The 20,445-nt window shown below is 35.8% G+C and carries 22 protein-coding genes; 11 read left to right on the top strand and 11 right to left on the bottom strand.

Features of this window, described 5'->3' with window-relative positions; genetic code table 11:
* Window positions 1-11: 11 nt before the first annotated feature.
* The gene (locus J7604_RS24070) at window positions 12-1,112 is read right to left on the bottom strand and encodes a hypothetical protein (RefSeq protein ID WP_293902146.1); all 1,101 of its coding nucleotides are present in this window, start codon (window positions 1,110-1,112) and stop codon (window positions 12-14) included.
* A gap of 74 nt (window positions 1,113-1,186) precedes the next feature.
* The gene (locus J7604_RS24065; protein WP_293902143.1) at window positions 1,187-1,930 is read right to left on the bottom strand and encodes a hypothetical protein; all 744 of its coding nucleotides are present in this window, start codon (window positions 1,928-1,930) and stop codon (window positions 1,187-1,189) included.
* Window positions 1,931-2,454: 524 nt separating this feature from the next.
* On the opposite strand from J7604_RS24065, the gene J7604_RS24060 reads away from it, so the two are divergent.
* Both J7604_RS24060 and J7604_RS24055 read left to right on the top strand, forming a co-directional pair.
* Window positions 2,455-3,192 (top strand): hypothetical protein, encoded by a 738-nt coding sequence (locus J7604_RS24060; protein WP_293902140.1) that lies wholly within the window; start codon window positions 2,455-2,457, stop codon window positions 3,190-3,192.
* Between the two features lie 793 nt (window positions 3,193-3,985).
* A complete protein-coding gene (locus J7604_RS24055; protein WP_293902137.1) occupies window positions 3,986-4,393 on the top strand; it encodes a hypothetical protein in 408 nt (135 codons plus the stop codon).
* A gap of 216 nt (window positions 4,394-4,609) precedes the next feature.
* Here J7604_RS24055 and galK read toward each other — a convergent pair whose 3' ends face one another.
* Genes galK through J7604_RS24040 form a run of 3 tightly spaced genes read right to left on the bottom strand, consistent with a single transcriptional unit; the run spans window position 4,610 to window position 7,464 of the window.
* On the bottom strand, window positions 4,610-5,779 hold the full coding sequence (galK, locus tag J7604_RS24050) for a galactokinase (protein ID WP_293902135.1): 1,170 nt from the start codon (window positions 5,777-5,779) through the stop codon (window positions 4,610-4,612).
* A gap of 12 nt (window positions 5,780-5,791) precedes the next feature.
* Window positions 5,792-6,508, bottom strand: a complete 717-nt coding sequence (locus tag J7604_RS24045) for an NTP transferase domain-containing protein (RefSeq protein ID WP_293902132.1) — start codon at window positions 6,506-6,508, stop codon at window positions 5,792-5,794.
* 35 nt (window positions 6,509-6,543) lie between these two features.
* Window positions 6,544-7,464, bottom strand: coding sequence for an aldose 1-epimerase (locus tag J7604_RS24040; RefSeq protein ID WP_293902130.1), 921 nt, complete (start codon window positions 7,462-7,464; stop codon window positions 6,544-6,546).
* Window positions 7,465-7,981: 517 nt separating this feature from the next.
* On the opposite strand from J7604_RS24040, the gene J7604_RS24035 reads away from it, so the two are divergent.
* The 4 genes from J7604_RS24035 (at window position 7,982) to J7604_RS24020 (ending at window position 11,062) form a co-directional block, all read left to right on the top strand.
* Window positions 7,982-8,629, top strand: a complete 648-nt coding sequence (locus J7604_RS24035; protein ID WP_293902127.1) for a dienelactone hydrolase family protein — start codon at window positions 7,982-7,984, stop codon at window positions 8,627-8,629.
* A gap of 204 nt (window positions 8,630-8,833) precedes the next feature.
* Complete coding sequence (locus J7604_RS24030) at window positions 8,834-9,235, top strand: DoxX family protein (protein ID WP_293902125.1); 402 nt, start codon at window positions 8,834-8,836, stop codon at window positions 9,233-9,235.
* Between the two features lie 17 nt (window positions 9,236-9,252).
* On the top strand, window positions 9,253-9,909 hold the full coding sequence (locus J7604_RS24025; RefSeq protein ID WP_293902122.1) for a phosphoribosyltransferase: 657 nt from the start codon (window positions 9,253-9,255) through the stop codon (window positions 9,907-9,909).
* Window positions 9,910-10,054: 145 nt separating this feature from the next.
* Complete coding sequence (locus J7604_RS24020; protein ID WP_293902119.1) at window positions 10,055-11,062, top strand: hypothetical protein; 1,008 nt, start codon at window positions 10,055-10,057, stop codon at window positions 11,060-11,062.
* Window positions 11,063-11,069: 7 nt separating this feature from the next.
* Here J7604_RS24020 and J7604_RS24015 read toward each other — a convergent pair whose 3' ends face one another.
* The 6 genes from J7604_RS24015 to J7604_RS23990 form a co-directional block, all read right to left on the bottom strand.
* A complete protein-coding gene (locus tag J7604_RS24015) occupies window positions 11,070-12,053 on the bottom strand; it encodes a ribose-phosphate pyrophosphokinase (RefSeq protein ID WP_293902116.1) in 984 nt (327 codons plus the stop codon).
* A 286-nt stretch (window positions 12,054-12,339) separates the two neighbouring features.
* Entirely contained in the window at window positions 12,340-13,080 is a 741-nt protein-coding gene (locus tag J7604_RS24010; protein ID WP_293902113.1) for a hemerythrin domain-containing protein, read from the bottom strand.
* A gap of 35 nt (window positions 13,081-13,115) precedes the next feature.
* The gene (locus J7604_RS24005; RefSeq protein ID WP_293902110.1) at window positions 13,116-13,547 is read right to left on the bottom strand and encodes a DoxX family protein; all 432 of its coding nucleotides are present in this window, start codon (window positions 13,545-13,547) and stop codon (window positions 13,116-13,118) included.
* Between the two features lie 230 nt (window positions 13,548-13,777).
* Window positions 13,778-14,431, bottom strand: coding sequence for a hypothetical protein (locus J7604_RS24000; protein ID WP_293902107.1), 654 nt, complete (start codon window positions 14,429-14,431; stop codon window positions 13,778-13,780).
* A 17-nt stretch (window positions 14,432-14,448) separates the two neighbouring features.
* Window positions 14,449-15,270 carry a GyrI-like domain-containing protein gene (locus tag J7604_RS23995; RefSeq protein ID WP_293902104.1) on the bottom strand — a complete coding sequence of 274 codons (822 nt, stop codon included), beginning with the start codon at window positions 15,268-15,270 and terminating at the stop codon, window positions 14,449-14,451.
* A 390-nt stretch (window positions 15,271-15,660) separates the two neighbouring features.
* Window positions 15,661-16,254: a dihydrofolate reductase family protein gene (locus J7604_RS23990; RefSeq protein ID WP_293902101.1), complete on the bottom strand. Its 594-nt coding sequence runs from the start codon at window positions 16,252-16,254 to the stop codon at window positions 15,661-15,663.
* Between the two features lie 511 nt (window positions 16,255-16,765).
* Here J7604_RS23990 and J7604_RS23985 point away from each other — a divergent pair.
* From J7604_RS23985 to J7604_RS23965, 5 genes are all read left to right on the top strand, one after another.
* On the top strand, window positions 16,766-17,227 hold the full coding sequence (locus tag J7604_RS23985; RefSeq protein WP_293902098.1) for a carboxymuconolactone decarboxylase family protein: 462 nt from the start codon (window positions 16,766-16,768) through the stop codon (window positions 17,225-17,227).
* A gap of 58 nt (window positions 17,228-17,285) precedes the next feature.
* Window positions 17,286-17,627 (top strand): YciI family protein, encoded by a 342-nt coding sequence (locus tag J7604_RS23980; RefSeq protein ID WP_293902095.1) that lies wholly within the window; start codon window positions 17,286-17,288, stop codon window positions 17,625-17,627.
* Window positions 17,628-17,720: 93 nt separating this feature from the next.
* Window positions 17,721-18,968 carry a sigma-70 family RNA polymerase sigma factor gene (locus J7604_RS23975; protein ID WP_293902092.1) on the top strand — a complete coding sequence of 416 codons (1,248 nt, stop codon included), beginning with the start codon at window positions 17,721-17,723 and terminating at the stop codon, window positions 18,966-18,968.
* A 117-nt stretch (window positions 18,969-19,085) separates the two neighbouring features.
* Window positions 19,086-19,427, top strand: a complete 342-nt coding sequence (locus J7604_RS23970) for a hypothetical protein (protein ID WP_293902090.1) — start codon at window positions 19,086-19,088, stop codon at window positions 19,425-19,427.
* Window positions 19,428-19,599: 172 nt separating this feature from the next.
* Window positions 19,600-20,220, top strand: a complete 621-nt coding sequence (locus tag J7604_RS23965) for an HAD family hydrolase (protein ID WP_293902089.1) — start codon at window positions 19,600-19,602, stop codon at window positions 20,218-20,220.
* The last annotated feature ends 225 nt before the right edge of the window (window positions 20,221-20,445 follow it).

Below are 20,445 nucleotides of genomic sequence, written 5' to 3'. Positions count from 1 at the left end.
CACTGCTAACCTTAAGTCCAATGTTTCTTTCCCCAGATAATAAGATCTACCATAGCAGAACCTCCATCTCCGATGTTGCCCCAATTGTTAACAGTACCGATATGTGTTCCTACCACAGACGGCCAATCTTCTTTATCCCAAAAGCCAAATACTGGTCCACCTGAATCCCCGGAAGTTGCATCAGCTTTATATTTCAACTCATCTGCGTCACCATGACTTTCATCATCAAGTATTGGCCACCACATCTGACGGGAAGGTCGGTTGGCATTGGCTATTGCTCCAGGGTATCCTGCCAAAGTCCAATAATGACCACCTTCCCAATCGCTATCATATGTTTTGGCACCAAAATATCCCATACTCTTTCCCAATGGCTTATAAAGCCTGCAAACAGCCATGTCAAAAGCACCACCGGGGTCATCATAACCATGACAATCGGAAACCCACGAGTAAACACCATTACCTAATGTAGATGCACCATCGTAATACGCAGGAACGAATTTTAATGCCCAGTTTTTAGAGTGCCAGGGAATCGCGTGACCTGCAGTCAGTATTACACGATCACCCACTAATACTGCAGAACCAGAACCCTGAGGATCCGGTTTTGAAAAATCATCCCATATATATAACTTACCTACACAAGTCCAGGGATACCCTGTAGGATGATAAACCTGTCTATCATCAGCGCCAAAAACACCATTATCGTGCGTCTCTATCAGCTCACCTTTTCTGGTCCTTGCAATCTTGCTAACCAAAGGAGCAAGCTTTGGATGAGGAGCATAATCTATCCATTCAGGGCGAAAACCTTCGAGGTTTCTCTGTGATGTAATTGCTGTTCTGATTTTTTCAGGCGAACTTCTCTCTGAATTAACTACAGGTAATCCAATGTTGGCCCCGTGAGGAAGAACCATTTCAAAAGTGTCGGGATACTGCTCCGATTTGGAAAACGACTTAAGAAGTTCTTCCCTTGCATGAACAAAAATTCTGTTTTCAAAGTGACTTTGAAAATCTTTAGGGATCCCTTTACTTGCTTTTGCATTTTCCAACAACAAGAAGTTGTCTGGCAACATAGGAAGTCTATTATCAAAGCTATCTTTTATATTCTTACTTTTCATAGTAGAGAGGTTTGCTTTTAAATTGAAGGACAGATAAGGGATAAGCTTTATGTTTTATTGAAATTTAAATAAGATTAATGTGAAAGTCCCTCTAAATCCGGAAATGGGCCGCTATCGTCATAGAATAACCTTCTCAATACTTTAAGCTCCATTCCCTTTTTTTTCATTTCTTTGTTTTTTTCTACAATTGCATCGAAACTCATAAAATCTACAAACTCATCTCCATTACCCGGTCTTACAACACCCATGTAATGTCCATGTTCATGAACTTTATCAACACATGTCAACCTTAATCCGTTTTTCTTATGGTTTTTGTTCCTTTGAACAAAATCTTCCCATTCAGATGTGAAATACCAAAATTGAGCTCCATTTCCTGGGCGCCATACTGCGGTAAACTCAGGTCCGTCTTCTACTGCTATCCAATTAAGTCTTAATCCATTATCAAAATGCTTTTTATCGAGTGCTTTAAACTCATCGAAATCTAAACCGTAACAATAAAACTCTTTGGTATTTCCTGGTTCCCAAACAGCAGTGACATCACCATCATCACGCACCATATATGCTAAACGAAAACCCTTTTTATCCCAAAACTTCCTTCTATCTTCAATTTCATCAGAATCAAATCTTTCCCAATGTTGAGCAAACGTACCTGGTTTCCAGATTGCGGTGAACAACTCTTCATCTACATCAAGAGATACTATTCTATAACTCTTTTTATGAAGAGCATTTGATTTTTCGACAAACTCATCTCCATCAAGGCCTGTATACCAATAGAGATCATTGTTGCCTGGTTTCCATAAAGCGACGAAACTGTTCATAAGCTGATGATTTTAGTGAAAATAATTATTTATTGATGATAGCATCGCTATCTATAATATTTTCCTCGTAAAACCGAATGACAATAATTATGTTTGTCAGAAAACGAGGGACAATTTAGTAAAACAATATTTTACACCATCCATATTCACTTGCTTAAATCAAACCATCGCCATCAACAATACCTACATCATATACGTTCATCAATAAATTCCTCATCAGAAAATGCCGTAAACAGTAGCAGACTTTTACAAAGTATGTTAACCTTAAAAGGCAACGCAGACATTTTAATAATAATATTTATGAAACTTAAGTCGCTTTTAGCTTTTATACTTCAAAGCAGAATCATTACTTCGTCATTAAATCCTTTACTTAAAAATGTAATACTTATTAATACAAATTGCTATAAGATCAAATTGCAATAAAAGGAACATTGCTTAATACAAATTGTTGTGAATATAGATACTACTTATTTTAAAAAATAAGGTGAATTATTCGTGGAGATAAAAATAAGGAGATCGAGCGTATGTTTGGAATTGATAAAAATAAAGGAAAAAATGGACAAGAGCATCAGGTAAAAGATCAAAATGAGGTTGAACAGAATAAGGAGTCAAAAGAGAAAGGTAACAACACCAAAACAGAAAAACCAAAAAATACAGATAGCCAGCAAAGGCCGCTTCAGCAAGTCCGTCCGTCTGACAAATCGGAGGCGCCAGATACAACTGCCACTCTGCAACCGGTGGCAAATGCGGAACCTGAGGACTGGTTGGGTTCCAATCGAGATCCTGACGTAATGCTGTCAGTGCCGAATGTGGGAATTGACCACATTGGATTGAATGTAAAGAACCTTCATGCTCACGTAGACTTGAATGCCAAAGTCCTTGACCTAGTGCAATTGCATGTCGGTGCCGATATAGGCATCGAAGAGGTGGATCTGCAAATCGACAACGTGCGGGTACAAGCAATGCTTAAAGTTAAGTTGGAGAAGGTGCGTGATATTGTAGGAGATGTTGTCGGCTTGCTAGACAACCATCCAGAAATCCTTAGTGACTTAACAGGAGGACTTGGTAGAGGACTGGAAGGAGCTCTGGCACGTAAGCCTAGTTCATCAAATCAATTGAGCAGTGGGGAAAAGGATAAGTTACGGAAGTTGCTCCAAAAATCCGAAAAGAGCAAAGAATCGAAAAAGAACCAAGAATCGAACCAAAAAACAGAATCTAATAAGAAACAAGAATCGGACGAGCAGCATGATGATGCAGATTAACATCATGATATTAAACTTTGTCTATATCAATACAGCGATTAAATACCGTTCAAAGCGGTTTTACCAAAAGTCCCTCAATCTCTTGAAGATCCTGTCTTTCCTACTAAAAAAAAGCAGGAGAATAACAGGGTGTTATTAAAGTTCGGATTTAAAGATACAAAATGAATGAACCTAATTAATAAGTGCAAAGTAGAAAGATAAAAGCTAAAAGTTTTTTTTATACTTTCTACTTTACACTTTCTACTTTTTTATATTTTATATTCTCCTATCTATTGATCAACACCCTGTCTATCTCTGATTGAATAAGAGAATGATGTTACTGTTCGCCATTAAAGAAGTTTAAAGTAAAAAGTTTTATTATACTTTACACCTTAAACTTTATACTTTTTCCTTTATACTTTTAACTCAATCGCGACAAAAGGAACATTGCCAAATACAAATTGTTGTGAATAGTAAGTACTGCTTATTTTAAAAAGATAAGGTAAGTAATTTATTCCGTGGAGATAAATATAAGGAGATCGAGTGTATGTTTGGAATAACTAAGAGTAAAGAAAAAAATGATGACCAGCATCAGGTGAAGGATCAAAATGAGATTGAGAAGAAAGAGAAGTCATCCGAGAATAACAATGCTGCAAAAAATGATACACCACAAAATACAGATAGTCAGCAAAGGCCCCTCCAAAAAGTCCGTCCGTCGGGCAAAAAGGAAGCGCCTGATACCACGGCCACTCTGCAGCCCGTGGCAAATGCCGAACCTGAGGACTGGTTGGGCTCCAATCGCGACCCTGATGTAATGCTTTCAGTCCCAAATGTAGGGGTAGACCACATTGGATTGATTGTGAGGAACGTGCATGCTCACGTAGATTTGCATGCCAAAGTGCTTGACCTGCTGGAATTGCAAATAGGTGCCGATGTGGGAATCGAAGAGGTAAATCTGCAGATCGACAATGTGCGTGTGCAGGCAATGCTTAAAGTCAAGCTGGAAAAGGTGCGAGAGATTGTTGGAGATGTGGTAGGTCTCTTGGACAGAAATCCGGAAATTCTAAGCAATCTTACCGGAGGTCTAGGAAGAGGACTGGAAGGTGCTCTAAACCGCAAACCTAGTGGTGAAGAAGATCAGCTGAGCGACGAGGAAATGGCCGAGTTGAGGAAGTTGCTCGAGGAATCACCTGACGATGAGCAAAAAGATGATTCTGAATAGTAACGTTTCTATTACCTCTACTTTAAGCACGATTCTTTTCAATATTTCAAGTACCTTTTATGCTTGGTTATTGTTGACTACCGATGGCTTTAGGAAAGACCAGAAAGAAATCCACTTGTCAAACTTACTTAACTTAATTATATGATGAGGTGAAAACATAAATCAAAAAAGTGCGGCCTTAATTGTCCGCACTTCATAGTAAAAATTTTAATTCAACTACATATAATAAATCTCAGCCCCAAAAGCCCCCTCCACTATTTCATATACATTCAGTTCAGTATCAATACCAGTTTGTAGTTTATATCTTTCAGAAATATATCTTTTAAACTCGTTAAGCTTCGTTTTCTTGACAAGGTTAATTGTGCAACCACCAAATCCTCCACCCATCATCCTACCTCCGACACAACCTTCAAAGTTAGTCGCCAAGTCAACAAGATAATCCAGCTCTTTGCAGCTCACTTCGTACAGATTCTGCAACGAAGCATGTGATTTTTTCAGCAAATCTCCTAAAGCAACGAAATCACCTTTCTTCAGGACTTCCACTGTCTCTTCTACGCGTTGATTTTCTTCCACATAGTGTAATATCCTTTTTCTAAGAATTTCGTCTGAAATCTCCGGCACATCTTCTATGCGAATATCTCTGAAATGCTTTATCCTGGGAATCTTCTCTATTAGAATCAGCAGTGCCTTTTTCGTTTCATCGACACGTTCAGAATATTTGCTTCCTGCAAGCTCTCTTTTCACTTTCGAATCTGCAAGTACCCAAACCCAGTCTTTGAGATTTGCGTCGATGTAATAATGCATAGGAACTTTGAAATCCAACACCATCAGCTTACCACTTTTGGAAAACTGTGAGGCTGATTGATCAAGTATTCCACTTTTCACACCAAGATATCGATGTTCTGTCTGCTGACAATATTTTACAAGAGTGTTATCATCCTCCATGCGATAAATAACACGGAAAAAATTAAATATAGCTGTTAGCAATCCTGCAGAGGAAGAAACCCCTGAACCTACAGGGATATTTCCCATGAGGAAAATATCCGCGCCGAATTCTGCTGAAGATTTTTCAAAAAATATATTGATAGCCCCATACAGATACTTATGCCAGGAAGTTATTGGTTGAAGTACTTCTCCAAATTTAAAAGAAAACTCTCCATCATAATCCCTGCTTCTGAAGACAAATCTCCTATCATTTCTTTTTGACCCAGAAACAACTATCCATCGGTTAATAGCCGCGGGCATAGATAAACCTTCATTATAATCGGTATGTTCACCAATAATATTGATTCTTCCTGGAGCCGCAGCAATGAATGCTGGTTTGTATCCAAAAGATGAATGAAACCTCACTTTAGATTCTTCCAGAAAATCGTTCAATTCGTTCATTATAGATAAATCTTAAAAGTTTTCAGCCCAGGCCAAATCCTCTGGGGTGTTGAGACCGAGAAGCTCCTGGAATGAATCTATTTTCAACACTTCCACTTTCTTACCATCTTTCAAAAATATATCGATCATGTCGGTCAGATAATATTCACCATTCTGTTTATCTGGTTCTATTCTATTGATATTGTCAAAAAGTAGCTCAGCATTGAAAATAAAATGGGAAGAAAGCAGTTCATTAATTTTTTTTTCTTGTTCCGTTGCATTTTTCTCTTCCACACATTTTATGAGCTTTCCATTTTTGTCTCTTACAATTCTTGCATATGGAATACCAGTTGGAAATTCAGCCGTAAGGAAAGTGCAAGCTGCGCCTGTCTGCTCATGATGTTCTTTTAATCTTTTTATTGTTTTGGAAGAGATGAGTGGAGCATCTCCTACAAATACGAACAAGCTTTTATTTTTATATGGGAGAATTCCTTTTCCTTCCATTACAGCATGGCCTGTTCCTTTCTGTTCGCTTTGCATAATAAATCCGACATGCACAGGTACCACCCGCATCACCTCTGAGGCTCCGTATCCTACCACCAGGTATATGTTTTTTACACCTGCTCCTTCAAATGACTTAATAATATGAGCTACCAATGGCATTCCTTTAAAAGGAACGATAGGTTTTGGCAGATCAGATTTCATTCGGGTCCCTCTGCCGGCGGCAAGTATCACAGCTATTGATTCCATTAATCGTTGAGAAGGCTAGTTGGGTCTTTTATTATTTATGATTTAGTAACCTTTATTGCACATTTTGTCATCCAATGCTCATTTTTGTTAAGAATCTTCAATCCGACTTTATTATTGAAGCTATCCGGAACACAAGTCATTGGTTCAATGGCAATAAATTTCCTGTGAGCAGGTGTATATACATGAACATAGGGAAAGTCTTTATTAGAATCAAAAGTCAGTTTGATTCCTAGTTTTTTATCTTCGATAGATACTTCACCTGTTTTATATCTGAAGCAGGAATCCAGGAAATTATTCCCTAAAGGTTCATTGCCGGTATAGTTAGTAGGCAGAAAGTCTTTAGTTGACTGTTCCCAAAGCTCAGCACCTGGAATTGTCAAATACAGATCATCGATGTGTTCTCCTATTTTGAAATAAGGATGCCATCCCAGGCCTGTAGGAATTACCTTATCATCTGTATTAATTATTTCCGATTCAATTGAAAAAGTTTGGCGCGTATATACAAAACGCACTCTTACCTTACATTTAAATGGATAACCCTCTTCATCCCCCAACAATTCCGTTACAAAAGCAACGCCTGCTTCCTGATCAGATGTTGTGTGCATTTCGTACACAAATTTTCTATCCAGCAATAAACCATGGCAAGCATTTCCCTCCTGCACATAATTTTTCACCAACTGATATTGCGAGCCCTGGAATTCATATGTTCCATCAAATATTCGGTTAGGAAAAGGAAAGAGAATATGACCTTTAATTATTTTGTTCAAATTTTCCAGAAGGTCTGCTTCATCTGCATACCCCTCAATCAGGTCAAGAAACTTGCCATTATGAAGGATTACATAATTGTTCAAAGCACATCCGTAATCAGGAAGAATTGAAACATATTCTCCCGTATCCGAATCTGTGATCCGATAAAGGTTTAATCCCTTCTTTATGTCTTGTGTTACCTTAAACATTTTAAATGAAATTACTTATAAGTTCTTCCAGAAATTTGCTTACCACTTCTTTACTGAGACTTACCATCGAGAGACGATAGCTATATTGATTGACAAGACAATTTTAGGAGAATTATTTTTAATATCAACAAATTTTACATCTTTAATTTTGTGATACACAATCCTTAATATAACCTTAATCTTCCCTTAATATCTCCATCATTTCTTTCTTCTTTACCCCTTATCTTACTAAAGAATGATTGAACCATAAATAAAAAATTAATAATCCATTCTTAAAGGAGATCCCTGCAGTTAAAACAAAGCTTATTAAGATTGTTGCTCTCACGCAAGTAACAACCAGTTTGCAGAGGGTCATTCCACTACATTTTTGTTTTTACAAGACAGTATGGAGTAAAGCTAAATTTATTGAATTTACTTTCAGCAATATGCTTTTCTCTTCCTTCTATTTCAAAAACATCCGGAAAACTTGACAGTTTGCGATATATGGAATCAAGTATCTAAAATACTAATTGATAATATGATCGAACTTGCATTTGATAAAGAAGTAAGTGTACCAGTAGACTCGATTGAATTAAAAGGAAATCTTATTATTCCAGAGAAAGCTACAGGTCTTGTATTATTTTCTCATGGCAGTGGTAGCAGTAGACTCAGCCCAAGGAATAATTTTGTAGCTAAGGTTTTACAGGAAAAGGGGTTAGCTACATTTTTGTTTGATCTGCTTACCTACGAAGAAGATCAAAATTACAACACGAGATTCAATATTTCTCTCCTTACACAAAGGCTCTTTCAAATTTGTAACTGGATTAAAGAAAATGAAAGAACAAAAGATTTTCCAATAGGATTGTTTGGTTCCAGTACGGGTGCAGCATCCGCTTTGAGTGTGGCTGCAATGATGGGTGATAAAATAAAATCTGTTGTCTCCCGTGGTGGTCGTCCTGATCTTGCTTTCTCTTATCTAGAAGAAGTTAAAGCATCTACGTTGTTTATTGTTGGAGGAAATGATCAGGCTGTTATTGAATTGAACGATGAAGCCTTTGCTTATCTGGGTGCAAAGAAAAAAAATATGGCAATTGTTCAAGGAGCTACACATCTTTTTGAAGAACCAGGAAAACTGGAAGAAGTTGCAGAACTAGCAGGGAACTGGTTTAAGGAATATGTGAAATAAAAAGTAAAATAATTAAATTCTTCTACTGATTGAATGTAAAAAGTTTGCATCTGCAATTGATCAGTAAACATCGATTTTCCATCACAAATTTATGGCCTGTCACTGCAGTTGAGAATATTGTAACTAAACAAAAGGTTCATGGTTTTACAGGTAATTAAGTTCGCAAACTTATAACAGGCATCTGACGATCAAAATCGGACAATTATGAAGTACATTCCATTAGTTGGCAGGATTCTTTTCTCTTTAATTTATTTAATGGCCATAATCAGAAACCTATCGCCTGAGACGATAAAGAATGCGTCTGCAGCAGGTGTTCCTTTGGCATCTATAGCTGTACCATTAAGCGGAATTATAGCATCTCTTGGTGCAATAAGTATCATTATTGGATATAAAACAAAAATTGGTGCATGGCTCATAGTTCTGTATCTTCTACCTGCAACTTTTATGACGCACAGGTTTTGGGCAGTTACCGACCCATTGATGCAACAAATGAAAATGATGCATTTCATGAAAAACTTTTCGATGCTTGGAGGAGCCTTAATTATTAGTTATTGGGGGGCAGGTCCATTCAGCATAGATAATAAGAAATCTAACATTGGATATTAATCAAAAAATAAAATTATATGTACGGAAACGATACAGGACGTAATTTTGCTAACAGGCAAGATGCAGGCATTCAGCTGGGTCAGCGGTTGTCAGGTAAATTTAAGAACAAAAATGCATTAGTATTGGCAATACCCAGAGGGGGCGTTGAAGTAGCTTACCACGTTGCTAAAATTATCAACGGGGAACTGTCTGTTGCAATTTCCAAAAAGCTTCCCTATCCAGGTCAACCAGAATTGGGTTGTGGAGCTGTTGCGGAAGATGGGTCCGTATATGTTTCTGCTCTGGGAAAACGTTTGGGTGAATCAACCATTAAAACCTTAATCGAAGATCGGCTTCAAGAGATTAAAAGAAGGATTTTGGAATACAGGAATGGAAAACCTCTACCAAACATGAAAAACCGTACAGTCATTATTGTGGATGACGGCATAGCTACAGGATCTACAATCGCACCGATTCTCCAATTGTGCAGAAAACAAGATGTATCCGAACTAATTGTCGCCGCCCCTGTATCTGGTCGCAATTACGCTGAACTTATTGATGAGCTGGCAGATGAAGTAATTGTGTTAGAGGTGCCTCGCACCTACTCTGCAGTAGGTCAGGTCTATGATGATTTTCATCAAAATACCGATGATGAAGTCATTTCATTCCTTCAAAAATCACCTTCTTCCAAATAAACTATCAGGAGCATGAAGATCAAAGCTGGATGGAAGTAAGCCATGAATCTACTTCATGAATCAGGAAAAACTCTTGCTTGCATTTCGTCGGAAAAACTCAGAACAAGTAACAGAAATTTTTATTTATCTGAAAAACTATGGGTAAATGAATAATACAGGCCATGACATAACCACAAATGAAATTGTGGAGTTTTTATCAGATTGTAATAATTTTCCTGAACATACAAATATTGTCACGTTGAAAGAAACGCATATGTCTTATGTCTTCATCACTGACAACTTTGTATATAAAATGAAAAAGCCAGTATTGTACCCTTTTCTCAACTTATCTACACTTGAGAGAAGGCAGCATAATTGTCATAAAGAAATCACAGTCAATAAAGCCCTCGCTCCTGATATATATCTTGGCGTCGTCCCATTGTCAATGACTGATATAGGATTGCAGCTTGATGGAAAGGGAATAGTAATAGAATGGTTCGTTAAAATGAAACGTTTGCCTGACGAAGCAATGTTGGATTATAAACTACAGAAAGGAGAAATAACCAATGAAGAAATAATCTCCCTAGGCAGAAAGTTATCCGATTTTTACAAGCAAACGAAGAAGAAAGAGTTGTATGAGAATGAATACTTACAGCGATTGACGGATTTCTTATCTGATAACCTTGAAAGCCTGAAGCATCCATCTTTTGAAGTATCAAATGAAGTGTTAAACGAAATAAAAACACTTCAATTGAATTTTATTGAAAAGAATGAACAACATTTAAGATTAAGGGCATCCAGAATAATAGAGGTTCATGGAGATCTCAAGCCAGAACATATATGTTTCCTGAATGAACCAGTAATAATTGATGCGCTTGAATTTAATTCTGATTTCAGAATACAGGACCCTGTTGAAGAACTTTCTTATTTTTCCCTTGAATGTGAATTATTAGGAAATGAGTGGTTAGGGAAAAAATTATTGGAAATTTATGAGAATGAATCAAAGGATCATTATTATAAAGGATTAGAACCTTTTTATAAAAGTATACGTGCTACACTTCGTGCTTTATCTTCTTTCCGTCATATCTTGGATGACCATAGAAAAGACATTCTTAGATGGAAACTTAAAGGTACGGATTACCTTATGAGAGCTCAGATGTACGTTTCTGAGTAGCTTATAATTACTTGATTAGTTCTGTTATAGATTCATTTGTATGGAGCCTTCGAATACATTCTGCGACCAAAGACACTGTATCGAGAATCACCATCTTTTTTTCCTTGACTTCTGCATTTATCCTTATATCCGGGATGGAATTGGTAATTATAATTCTGTCAAGTGCATCTGACTTAAAGTTTACGTTTGCCTCTTCACTAAATACTCCATGTGTAGCTGCTGCATATACTTTCAAAGCTCCAGATTCTTTACATGCTGAAGCGGCTCGTGAAAGAGTAGTACCACTGCTGATCAGGTCATCGATGATAATTACAGTCTTGTTCTTTACATCACCAACTAGGCTGCTTCCACTCACTATACCTTCACTTCTTTTCTTTTCCATAAAGATGACAGGAAATTCTTTTTGCAATCTTTTACCCAGACTTTCGCTGAACTCTTCTGCTCTTTTCATTCCTCCTGCATCAGGAGACATAACAACTATATCTTCATTTTCAGCCAGAGTTGCAAAATAGTCCGCGAATAAGGTTCTGGCTTCAAGGTGATCAGTGTAGCAACGGAAAGAGTTCTGGAATGACTGAAGGTTGTGTACATCCAATGTTACCACATGATCAGTTCCTACGGCTTCAATAATTTGTGCAAGATATTTGGTCGAAACAGGATCCCAATCTTTGGTCTTTCTGTCTTTCCTTGCATAACAGAGGTATGGGACTACCAAAGTTATTTTTAAAGCACATGCATCTTTCAATGATCCTATCAGAAATAGTAGCCTGCACAATTTATCATTGACACTCATTGAGTCTTCTGAAAACAAAGACTGGATAATGAATATTTCTTTTCCTCGTACACTTTCTAAGGACCTTATTTTATGTTCACCATCTTCAAACTCCCTCTCTTCGTGTGATGCAAGATGCATTCCAAGAATTCTGGCAACTTCTTCTGCATATTGTTTTCCGGTGTTAAGAGAAAAAATTCTAACATTGTCCGTAATCATTGATCTTATGTTTTCACGCTTAAAACCTGTTAATTATTAAAGTGTTTTAAGAATAAGGAACGAATTAATAAGGTTCGTATGATAAATAAATCTGATATTATAGATTGGGCTTTCGCCCTACATAATAAAATTATTTACAGACTATTAACTATGGCATTAAGATCATTAATAGGGTAAAGCATATTACATAGAAATAATTCCAAAGAGAAAAGCACTAGTCAGAAGTACTGAGTTATTTGTTAGCCCATTAAAGTAAGTTTCCTTGATACTTTTAAGCTTCCTACATTTATATTTTTGGTGTGAACTGTGACAACTCATAAATCCCCAATTGCTTTTCAATACTAGCGACTTTGTCTACCATAGAGGTAAATCCATCTTCTCCAAACTTTTTATGCTCATTCTTCTCAAATTCCTCACCCAATGAATCGTATTCATGCTGTGAAACAATTTTCCTGAAAGCAGGAAACAGAACAGTATCTTCTCTTGCTTCATGAGGATTATACATGGTATTAAACATAGACAACAATTCTATCAAACGTTGATTCTCTTTTTCTCTCCTGTTAGTAGCTTTGCTGATTTGTAGGATTTCATCAGTTACTTTTCTTCCAGCATTATGCTGTTCCAAAAGAACTTGCACGAGATCGGTCAACTTGTTTGCTTTCCTGAATCGAGGAAAAATATAATCTTCTTCTTGTTTTTCATGATAATCTTCAATAAAAGTTCTTATTATATCAGCAGAGCTTGATATAGCTTCCATGGGAAAAGTTTTTTTATTCATCAAGTGCATTTGGCAAGCATCGTAAATAAGCAGTATCCGCTTTAATATACCATGCTCTTGCATAAGATCCTCAGGAGGTGAAACTTCTTTCTCTTCTTTCTCTTCTTTCTCTTCTTTATTTTCACATCCAGTAAGAAAACTTCCCCCTCCAATTCCAGTTGCAGTCATGAATAATATTCCTGTGCTTAAAAAAGTCCTTCTATCTGGAGCAATATTATTATTTTTAAAAATATCCATTTGTATTTTCATAACTATCGAATTATTATTTTTTCATGTATATCAAATTAAAACCTTTCTTTAGCTTGCTTGTTGAGCACTTTATCCAAAGACCATCTCCCTCCTCCATATACCAATAGGTAAATGCTCCCTAATAATACTGCATAATCCGTTCGAGCTTCATGAGCCATTTTCCAAAAACCTTCTTCACGCAACATAGGAACTTTTGTAGTTATTATAGCCACTGTGATATCGATAATGAGAGGTATAGATGCCCACCGAGTAAGTAGACCTAATAAAACTAATGAACCACAAACTATTTCTGTAATTCCTACAAAAGGGGCCAAAAACTCGGGAGCTGGTATTCCAATCTTAATAAACCTTCCGACTCCCAAAGTATCAGGATATAGAAATTTTTGAATTCCTTCAGAAAGAAAAATTGCACCTACTAAAAATCGAATAATAATATTGCCAGCATATTCATTCCGATTGTTTTTCATATCACATAGTATTGTTCCTACTATTTTATAAAACTAAAAGTGTAAAAAAGTTTTCCAAAGGAATAGAACCAGTGTAAAAAAATTCTTCGTAGGCAACTAACTTTTCAAAAATATAGGATTGTATCGTTACCTAACTAATAGGAAAAATATTGACCTAGTTCTGCGTAATAATTTAAAAGTCCCTCGGAATATTCCAAGGGATCTTTTCCGGCTTTGGCTGAACATAGATCCTACTGTAAAGCAAGCTTTATACTATTATTTTTATATTCTTTATAGATATAGAATGCCATCCAGAAATAAGCTCCACCCCAAATTACATTCGCAATAAATTGTAATGCTACTCCAGGAAAAGGTATTAAAGCAAAGCCCAGAAAAGCTAACCATCCAGACCATTTAGGCAATATCTTGCTTTTAAATATTGCAATAGCCATAAAACCAAGTCCTGCCAAGGTACTTATCAATGAAATACCAAATAGAATTGCCAGGCTTCCATCAATGGAGGCATGTTTAACAATTGCAGAATTTCCATTCAATATCTCTTGTCCAATTGCGGGAAAAAGAAACTGTACAACTGCAAATACTCCACAGCCTAGAATTTGATGTGTAAGAGAAAGTAACAAGCCAGCAAATGCCCACCTTTCCACTTTAGTCTTTGATAGTAATTGATACAATGTAATTGTACCGATCATTTCCATTAATATACCAACAAATCCTCTTGCGGCCCACCATTGATAAGGCGTAGAGGTTACCAGTTTGGCAAATTCTTTTGGTCGACTCACTGCTTCAAAAATTACATTTTCCTGAGGAATTAATAGGTCTCCAAAAGCAAATAGAAGTCCTGCCCCACCTAATATGGTGAGTCCTGTGATTACTCTTTTTTTCATATATTTATTTGGGTTTATTATTTAATAGGCAGATACCAATCCAATAACAGGTTATCCGGGTCTTTCCAATCGGGAAATTGATGGAAACGAAAATATGCTGCTCCTTCCCTATGCTCAAATCCTGAAGATTCGATCAAATGACGGGTTATTACTAATGAGTTCTGTTGATAATCGGATACTTTGGAACAAAAGCGATATACGGCAAATCTTTCAGATGGCAATATAATCTTTAAAAAAGGATTGGTATTAAGTAAGGTTTTGTTCTTTGGAACAAGTGCTGCATCATATCTCAATGGAGTCTCCATATCAAAGTGTTGACAGTTATGCAAAATTGCATAGTACTCAAATTCTTCATGGTTCAGGTTATTGATTTGTAAATAATGTGCAACATCTTTCCAGATAAGGTATATATCTTTAGAAAAATAATTTCCATAGCTTGGGAAAATAAATGCTTCTCTCTCTTTAAACTTAATGGTACTATATTTCAAAGATACATAGTCATCATTCAGATTAATTATCTTCTTTTTTAATTGGTTATTTTCTCTGAATGCAGTAGGCGTTATATTATAGACATCTTTAAAAGCTCTTGCAAACGAAGAGTCATTATCGTAACCTACCAGATGCTTTACTTCACTTATTGGAGTTGTTGTAAGACCAATGAGATAAGCAGCTTTTCTCATGCGCTGCTTTTTAATATAATTTCCAATGCTATCTTGTAGTTCCTGTTTTAAAATTTTATGAAGATGAAAAGGAGAATAGCCACTTATCTTCGCAAGTTCTTCAAGCGTTATTTTTTCTTCCAGATGAAAGCTGATGTATGTTAGCAATTCCTTTATCATACTATTATATATTTCTTACACAAAGATAAAATAGGTTTGATTAATTGAATGTGCAGATCTTGCGATAAAGTGACTGATTGAAATATAAAATTTTCAAAAATCACCTGGGTATTAAAACATGCAGTAAAACAGGAAGTTAATACAAACCCCTGGCGTTAATAAATTAATGGGAGCAGTTTACTTACCGTGGGCCCAATATTCTATTGCAAGATCTTTCCTCTTTAAAATTAGCTATAGATAAATTCGACACCAATGATATCTATGCAATAGACGTAAAAAAAATCCTGATCCCAAAATAACTAAAGAAACAAACAATCATAAAAGAGCCTTCTGAAAAAATCAGAAGGCTGAATAATTCTTATAACTTAATACTTATTAACTTAAACATTTTTAAGCCCCAACGGTCCCTGTCTTAACCTCGCCCGCCCTTTTATAATTGGCAATAATAACACCACTTGGAGTAGCAATACACTCAGTTAATACAAACGCTGCAGGAATCGGTCCATTATCAAACAACTTTTTCCCACTTCCAAGAATCACTGGATAAATTTTGAGCCAGAGTTCATCCACCAGATCATTTTTAAGTAGAAGCTGAATAAGTTCTGCACTACCCCAAACCTGAATAGCGGTACCATTTGAATTTTTAAGCCTTTTAATATCAGCCAGGCTTGTAAGAAAGACAGAATTTTTCCAATCTGACTTTTTTATGGTATTACTCAAAATATATTTTGTGACATCATTGATACTTGGCCAATATTCTGCATGTTCTGGCCAATAAGCTTCCCAAATTTCAAATGTTTTTCTGCCCAGCAGAAGATCTGCAGGTTCCATCTGCTTCTTTATAACCTCATTAGAAACTTCATCATCAAAAGGAGCCGTCCAACCTCCATATTTAAAACCGCCTGATGTATCTTCTTCCGGTCCTCCAGGTGCTTGCATCACACCATCTAATGAAATCATAGATGAGACAATAATTTTCCTCATATTATTTACCTATTTTAAAATTTGCCTTTGAATAACTTCTTCAAAATTGGTTTTGTTACGATACAAATATCAATAACATAGTTCCTAGTCTAGCAATGTGAATACGACAATCTTAGTGGCTGATTATGAAGGATTAGTTATTAATTCAATTCGTACTACTTTAAACTTAAAACAAATCATTTCCGAAACTACAAAACAACTAATGTTCAGACTGTTGTTAATATTTTCTTTCGCTAATTCGAAGCCACTCTCCCTTTATATAGAAGGAAGTATTAGTGTTTCCTTTCGATCTTATTTACAATTCTAAATTTATATCTCCTACATCTCTAATTCTGCTGAACTATTCAAACTAGAAATCAAATAGATAACACATTAAACCCTAATCAGATAATTTTTAAAATCATGTAAATAATTATTTTTAAAAATATTTTTTTTTGAAATGTCCAATTCCGTCCATCTCATTCGATATGGAAGTGTAAATGATTAAACAACAAACAAAACCCTGCAACATATGAAAAAGAGAATTAATCCTCACGAGAAAGGACACGCAGCCTTAAAAGCATTTAATAGCTTTGGAATGTACTTTTCAAAGGCGACTGTTGAACAGAAGCTGTTAAACTTAATTTATTTCAGAGTATCTCAAATTAACGGATGTGCATTTTGCCTGGATATGCATTCAAAAGATCTACGACTTAAAGGTGAAACAGAACAGCGCTTGTATATGCTTGATGCATGGAAAGAAACTTCAATCTATTCTGCCCGCGAGCGTGCAGCCTTGGCATGGGCGGAAGAAGTAACCAAAATTAACGGTGGACAAGTACCAGATAAAGTTTATGAAGAAGCTTTAACTCAATTCAATGAAGATGAACTCATTGAATTAACAGCTGCAGTAATTGCCATCAATGGATACAATAGGGTGAACATCGCTTTTTCGGTTCCTTCTGGCCACTATGATCCGGCACATGCCTGGTAACATTTATTTTAACTATTAAAATTATTTTGTATCATTATTCAACTCAATCAATAATCAAATGACAGAATTCCTATTATTATTCAGAAGAGAAGCAGCTGCAAATTCCATACAACCATCACCTGAGCAAATGCAGGCTATGACAAAACAATGGCAAGATTGGATTGGTGGTATTGCCGCACAAAATAAACTAGTAAGCACAGGTAAACGCATGGACTTTGAAGGTAAAGTGGTAAGACCTAATAAAACAATAACAAACGGACCTTACGTGGAAGTAAAAGAAGTCTTGAATGGCATGTTGTTTATCAAGGCTGTAGACATGGATGAAGCTTTGGAAATAGCAAAGGGTTGTCCTATTTTACAAGTGGGAGGCAATGTAGAAGTAAGGCCACTTATTGGCTAATTATTAAACCTGATTTCAAAAGTTAACAGGTTGTTGCATTTATAAAAAAAGTTTTAACAGCAATGACCTGTGTCTTTTGATTAACAACATACAATGAATAATAGAGAACTTATTCCGCACTTATTCAGAACCGAATACCGTAAAATTGTCTCGGTACTTTGCAAACATTTTGGGGCTGATAAGATAGAGATTGCTGAAGACATTGCAAGTGATACATTTTTGACTGCTGCAGAATCATGGGGGCAAAGTCAGATACCTCCTAATCCAATAGCATGGCTGTATTCTGTGGCAAAAAATAAGGCGAAGAGTTACATGCAAAGAGATACATTGTTTGAGAATAAAATATCAAAAGAAATATTAAAATCTTCCGATACAAAATCTGAACTGGATCTATCACCCGAGAACATTACTGACAGTCAATTGCAAATGATGTTTGCAATCTGTCATCCTTCTATTTCAACGGAAGCACAAATTGGATTATCTCTTCGAATACTTTGTGGATTTGGGATAGATGAAATAGCCGATGCATTTTTATCGAATAAAGAGACCATCAACAAGCGATTATTCCGAGCGAAAGAAAAACTTCGTGAAGAAAAAGTTAAGATAGAAGTTCCCGTTGCTAGTGATATTAATGAACGGTTAGAAACTGTGTTAACTACTATTTATCTTTTATTTAATGAAGGTTATTATTCCGAAAGTCAGAACTCTATTTTACGAAAAGACATGTGCCTTGAAGCCATGCGTTTGTGTTATATGTTAATCGAAAACAATGATACTAATCAACCATCCGTCAATGCCTTACTTTCGCTCATGTGTTTTCATGCATCACGTTTTGAAGCGCGTATCAATGAAAAGGGCGAACCTGTTTTATATCAGGAGCAAGATGTCACATTATGGGATACAGAGCTTATTCGCAAAGGAGAATACTTTTTAACAAATGCGGCCAAAGGACCTACTTTATCCAAGTATCATGTGGAAGCAGCCATCGCTTATTGGCATACCCACAAAGCAGACACAAAAGAAAAGTGGGAAAATATATTGCAGCTGTATAATGCCTTATTACAGATAGAGTACTCTCCTATTGCCGCATTAAACAGAACATATGCCTTATCCAAAGCCAACAGCAAAAAAGAGGCTATTATTGAAGCTGAAAATTTGCAGCTAACTGATAACCATTACTATTACTCATTATTGGGAGAATTATATACAGGAATAGACTATAGTAAAGCAAAGGATAATTATCAGAAGGCACTAGCGCTAACAAAGAAATCAACAGAAAAACAACTCATTGAAGGTAAAATGGAAAGATTAAGAGACATTTCAAATAGCTCTATTGATTAAATTCCAAATAAAAAACTTACATAAACTCTAAAAATCACCCAATTCTTAACCTATTGTCCCTGTAAAACGTTGATACTTTTAATCAACTAACTCAACCTTCCAATAACAGACGATAGAATGAAGAAAATTAAATTGAACATCAACCATCCTGACAAAGTCAGAGCTGAAGCATTTTTAAATGCTCTAAAAGAAGAATTAGAAATGGTTCCATTTGATTGGAAATCAATGAAACAATCAACAAGAATTATTGATGCTGTAAAAATGACTAATACTAATAAAACATTAACTATCACTATAATTTTTACAGAATTTTATGAAGATGCTGATCTTATAGCAAGGGCTAACTCTATAAAAAATACAACCCGATGGGGATACAATGGCTCAATTATGTATCTAGTTGAATCATCAAATTCTGACATAGCTGATAACATTATAAGTACTTTTGCAGGAAAAGAATAATTTAGAGTCTATTATCCACTATTTTTATTGCAAGAGCTTTCCTTTAAGAGTTACTGTTACTCAAGCTTGTGGCTAATTATTTGCACCATTCAAAGGAGTAATATTATTCGAGAATTTAAACCTTTATTTACCTTTGAGTTGTTACTATTAAATTATTGAATCTGCAAAAGTAATGGCGACAAAAAAAGCAATCATATTAGACTTAGATAATACTATATATCCGGCGAGCTCTATTGGCGAAGAAGTATTCAAAAATTTATTCCTGCTAATCGAGGAAAGTGGCGAGCATGAAGATATCACAATGATCAAGAATGCAATTATGAGAAAGCCATTTCAAAAAGTTGCCAGTGACTTTAATTTCAGTGAAACGCTTACGAATAAGGGTATGGCCTTGCTGGAAGATCTTACATATGATAAAGAAATAAAGCCATTTGAAGACTATATTAAAGTAAAGAATATGGCTGTTAAAAAATACCTGGTAACAACCGGCTTTACAAAGCTTCAGCAAAGCAAAGTGAAGCAACTAGATATCGAAGAGGATTTTGAAGAAATCCATATTGTTGACCCAAAAATCTCAACGCAAACCAAAAAAGATATTTTTAAAGATATTCTTATACGCAATAATTATCATTCTGAGGAGGTATTAGTTGTCGGGGATGATCTTCATTCTGAAATACAAGCCGCCATTGAATTAGGCATAGATACAGTCCTGTATAATAAAATAAACCTGAACCATAATAGAAATGATCTTACTACTATAACGGATTTTGGAGAATTATATAGGTTTATCTAATTACGGTATCCAATGTTATTTATCAAACACTTTTAATGTAAAATACCGCAGGAAGTCATTGCTTCATATGAGAAGAAAATGTTATACCGAACATCAGCATCAACCGAAGATGCCTTAGAGATGAATGAAGCATTGCATTCTGAAAACAATCTGAAGTATATGCTTAATTTCTTTAATACCTGAAGGCAAATAAATTTAAAAAAGATCGAAGTTATTTAACTGTAT

The sequence above is a fragment of the Sporocytophaga sp. genome (genome assembly GCF_017745095.1).
In the GTDB taxonomy this organism is placed as follows: domain Bacteria; phylum Bacteroidota; class Bacteroidia; order Cytophagales; family Cytophagaceae; genus Sporocytophaga.
The sequence above is the reverse complement of the archived record's forward strand: the minus strand, read 5'-3'. Positions and strand labels throughout refer to the sequence as shown.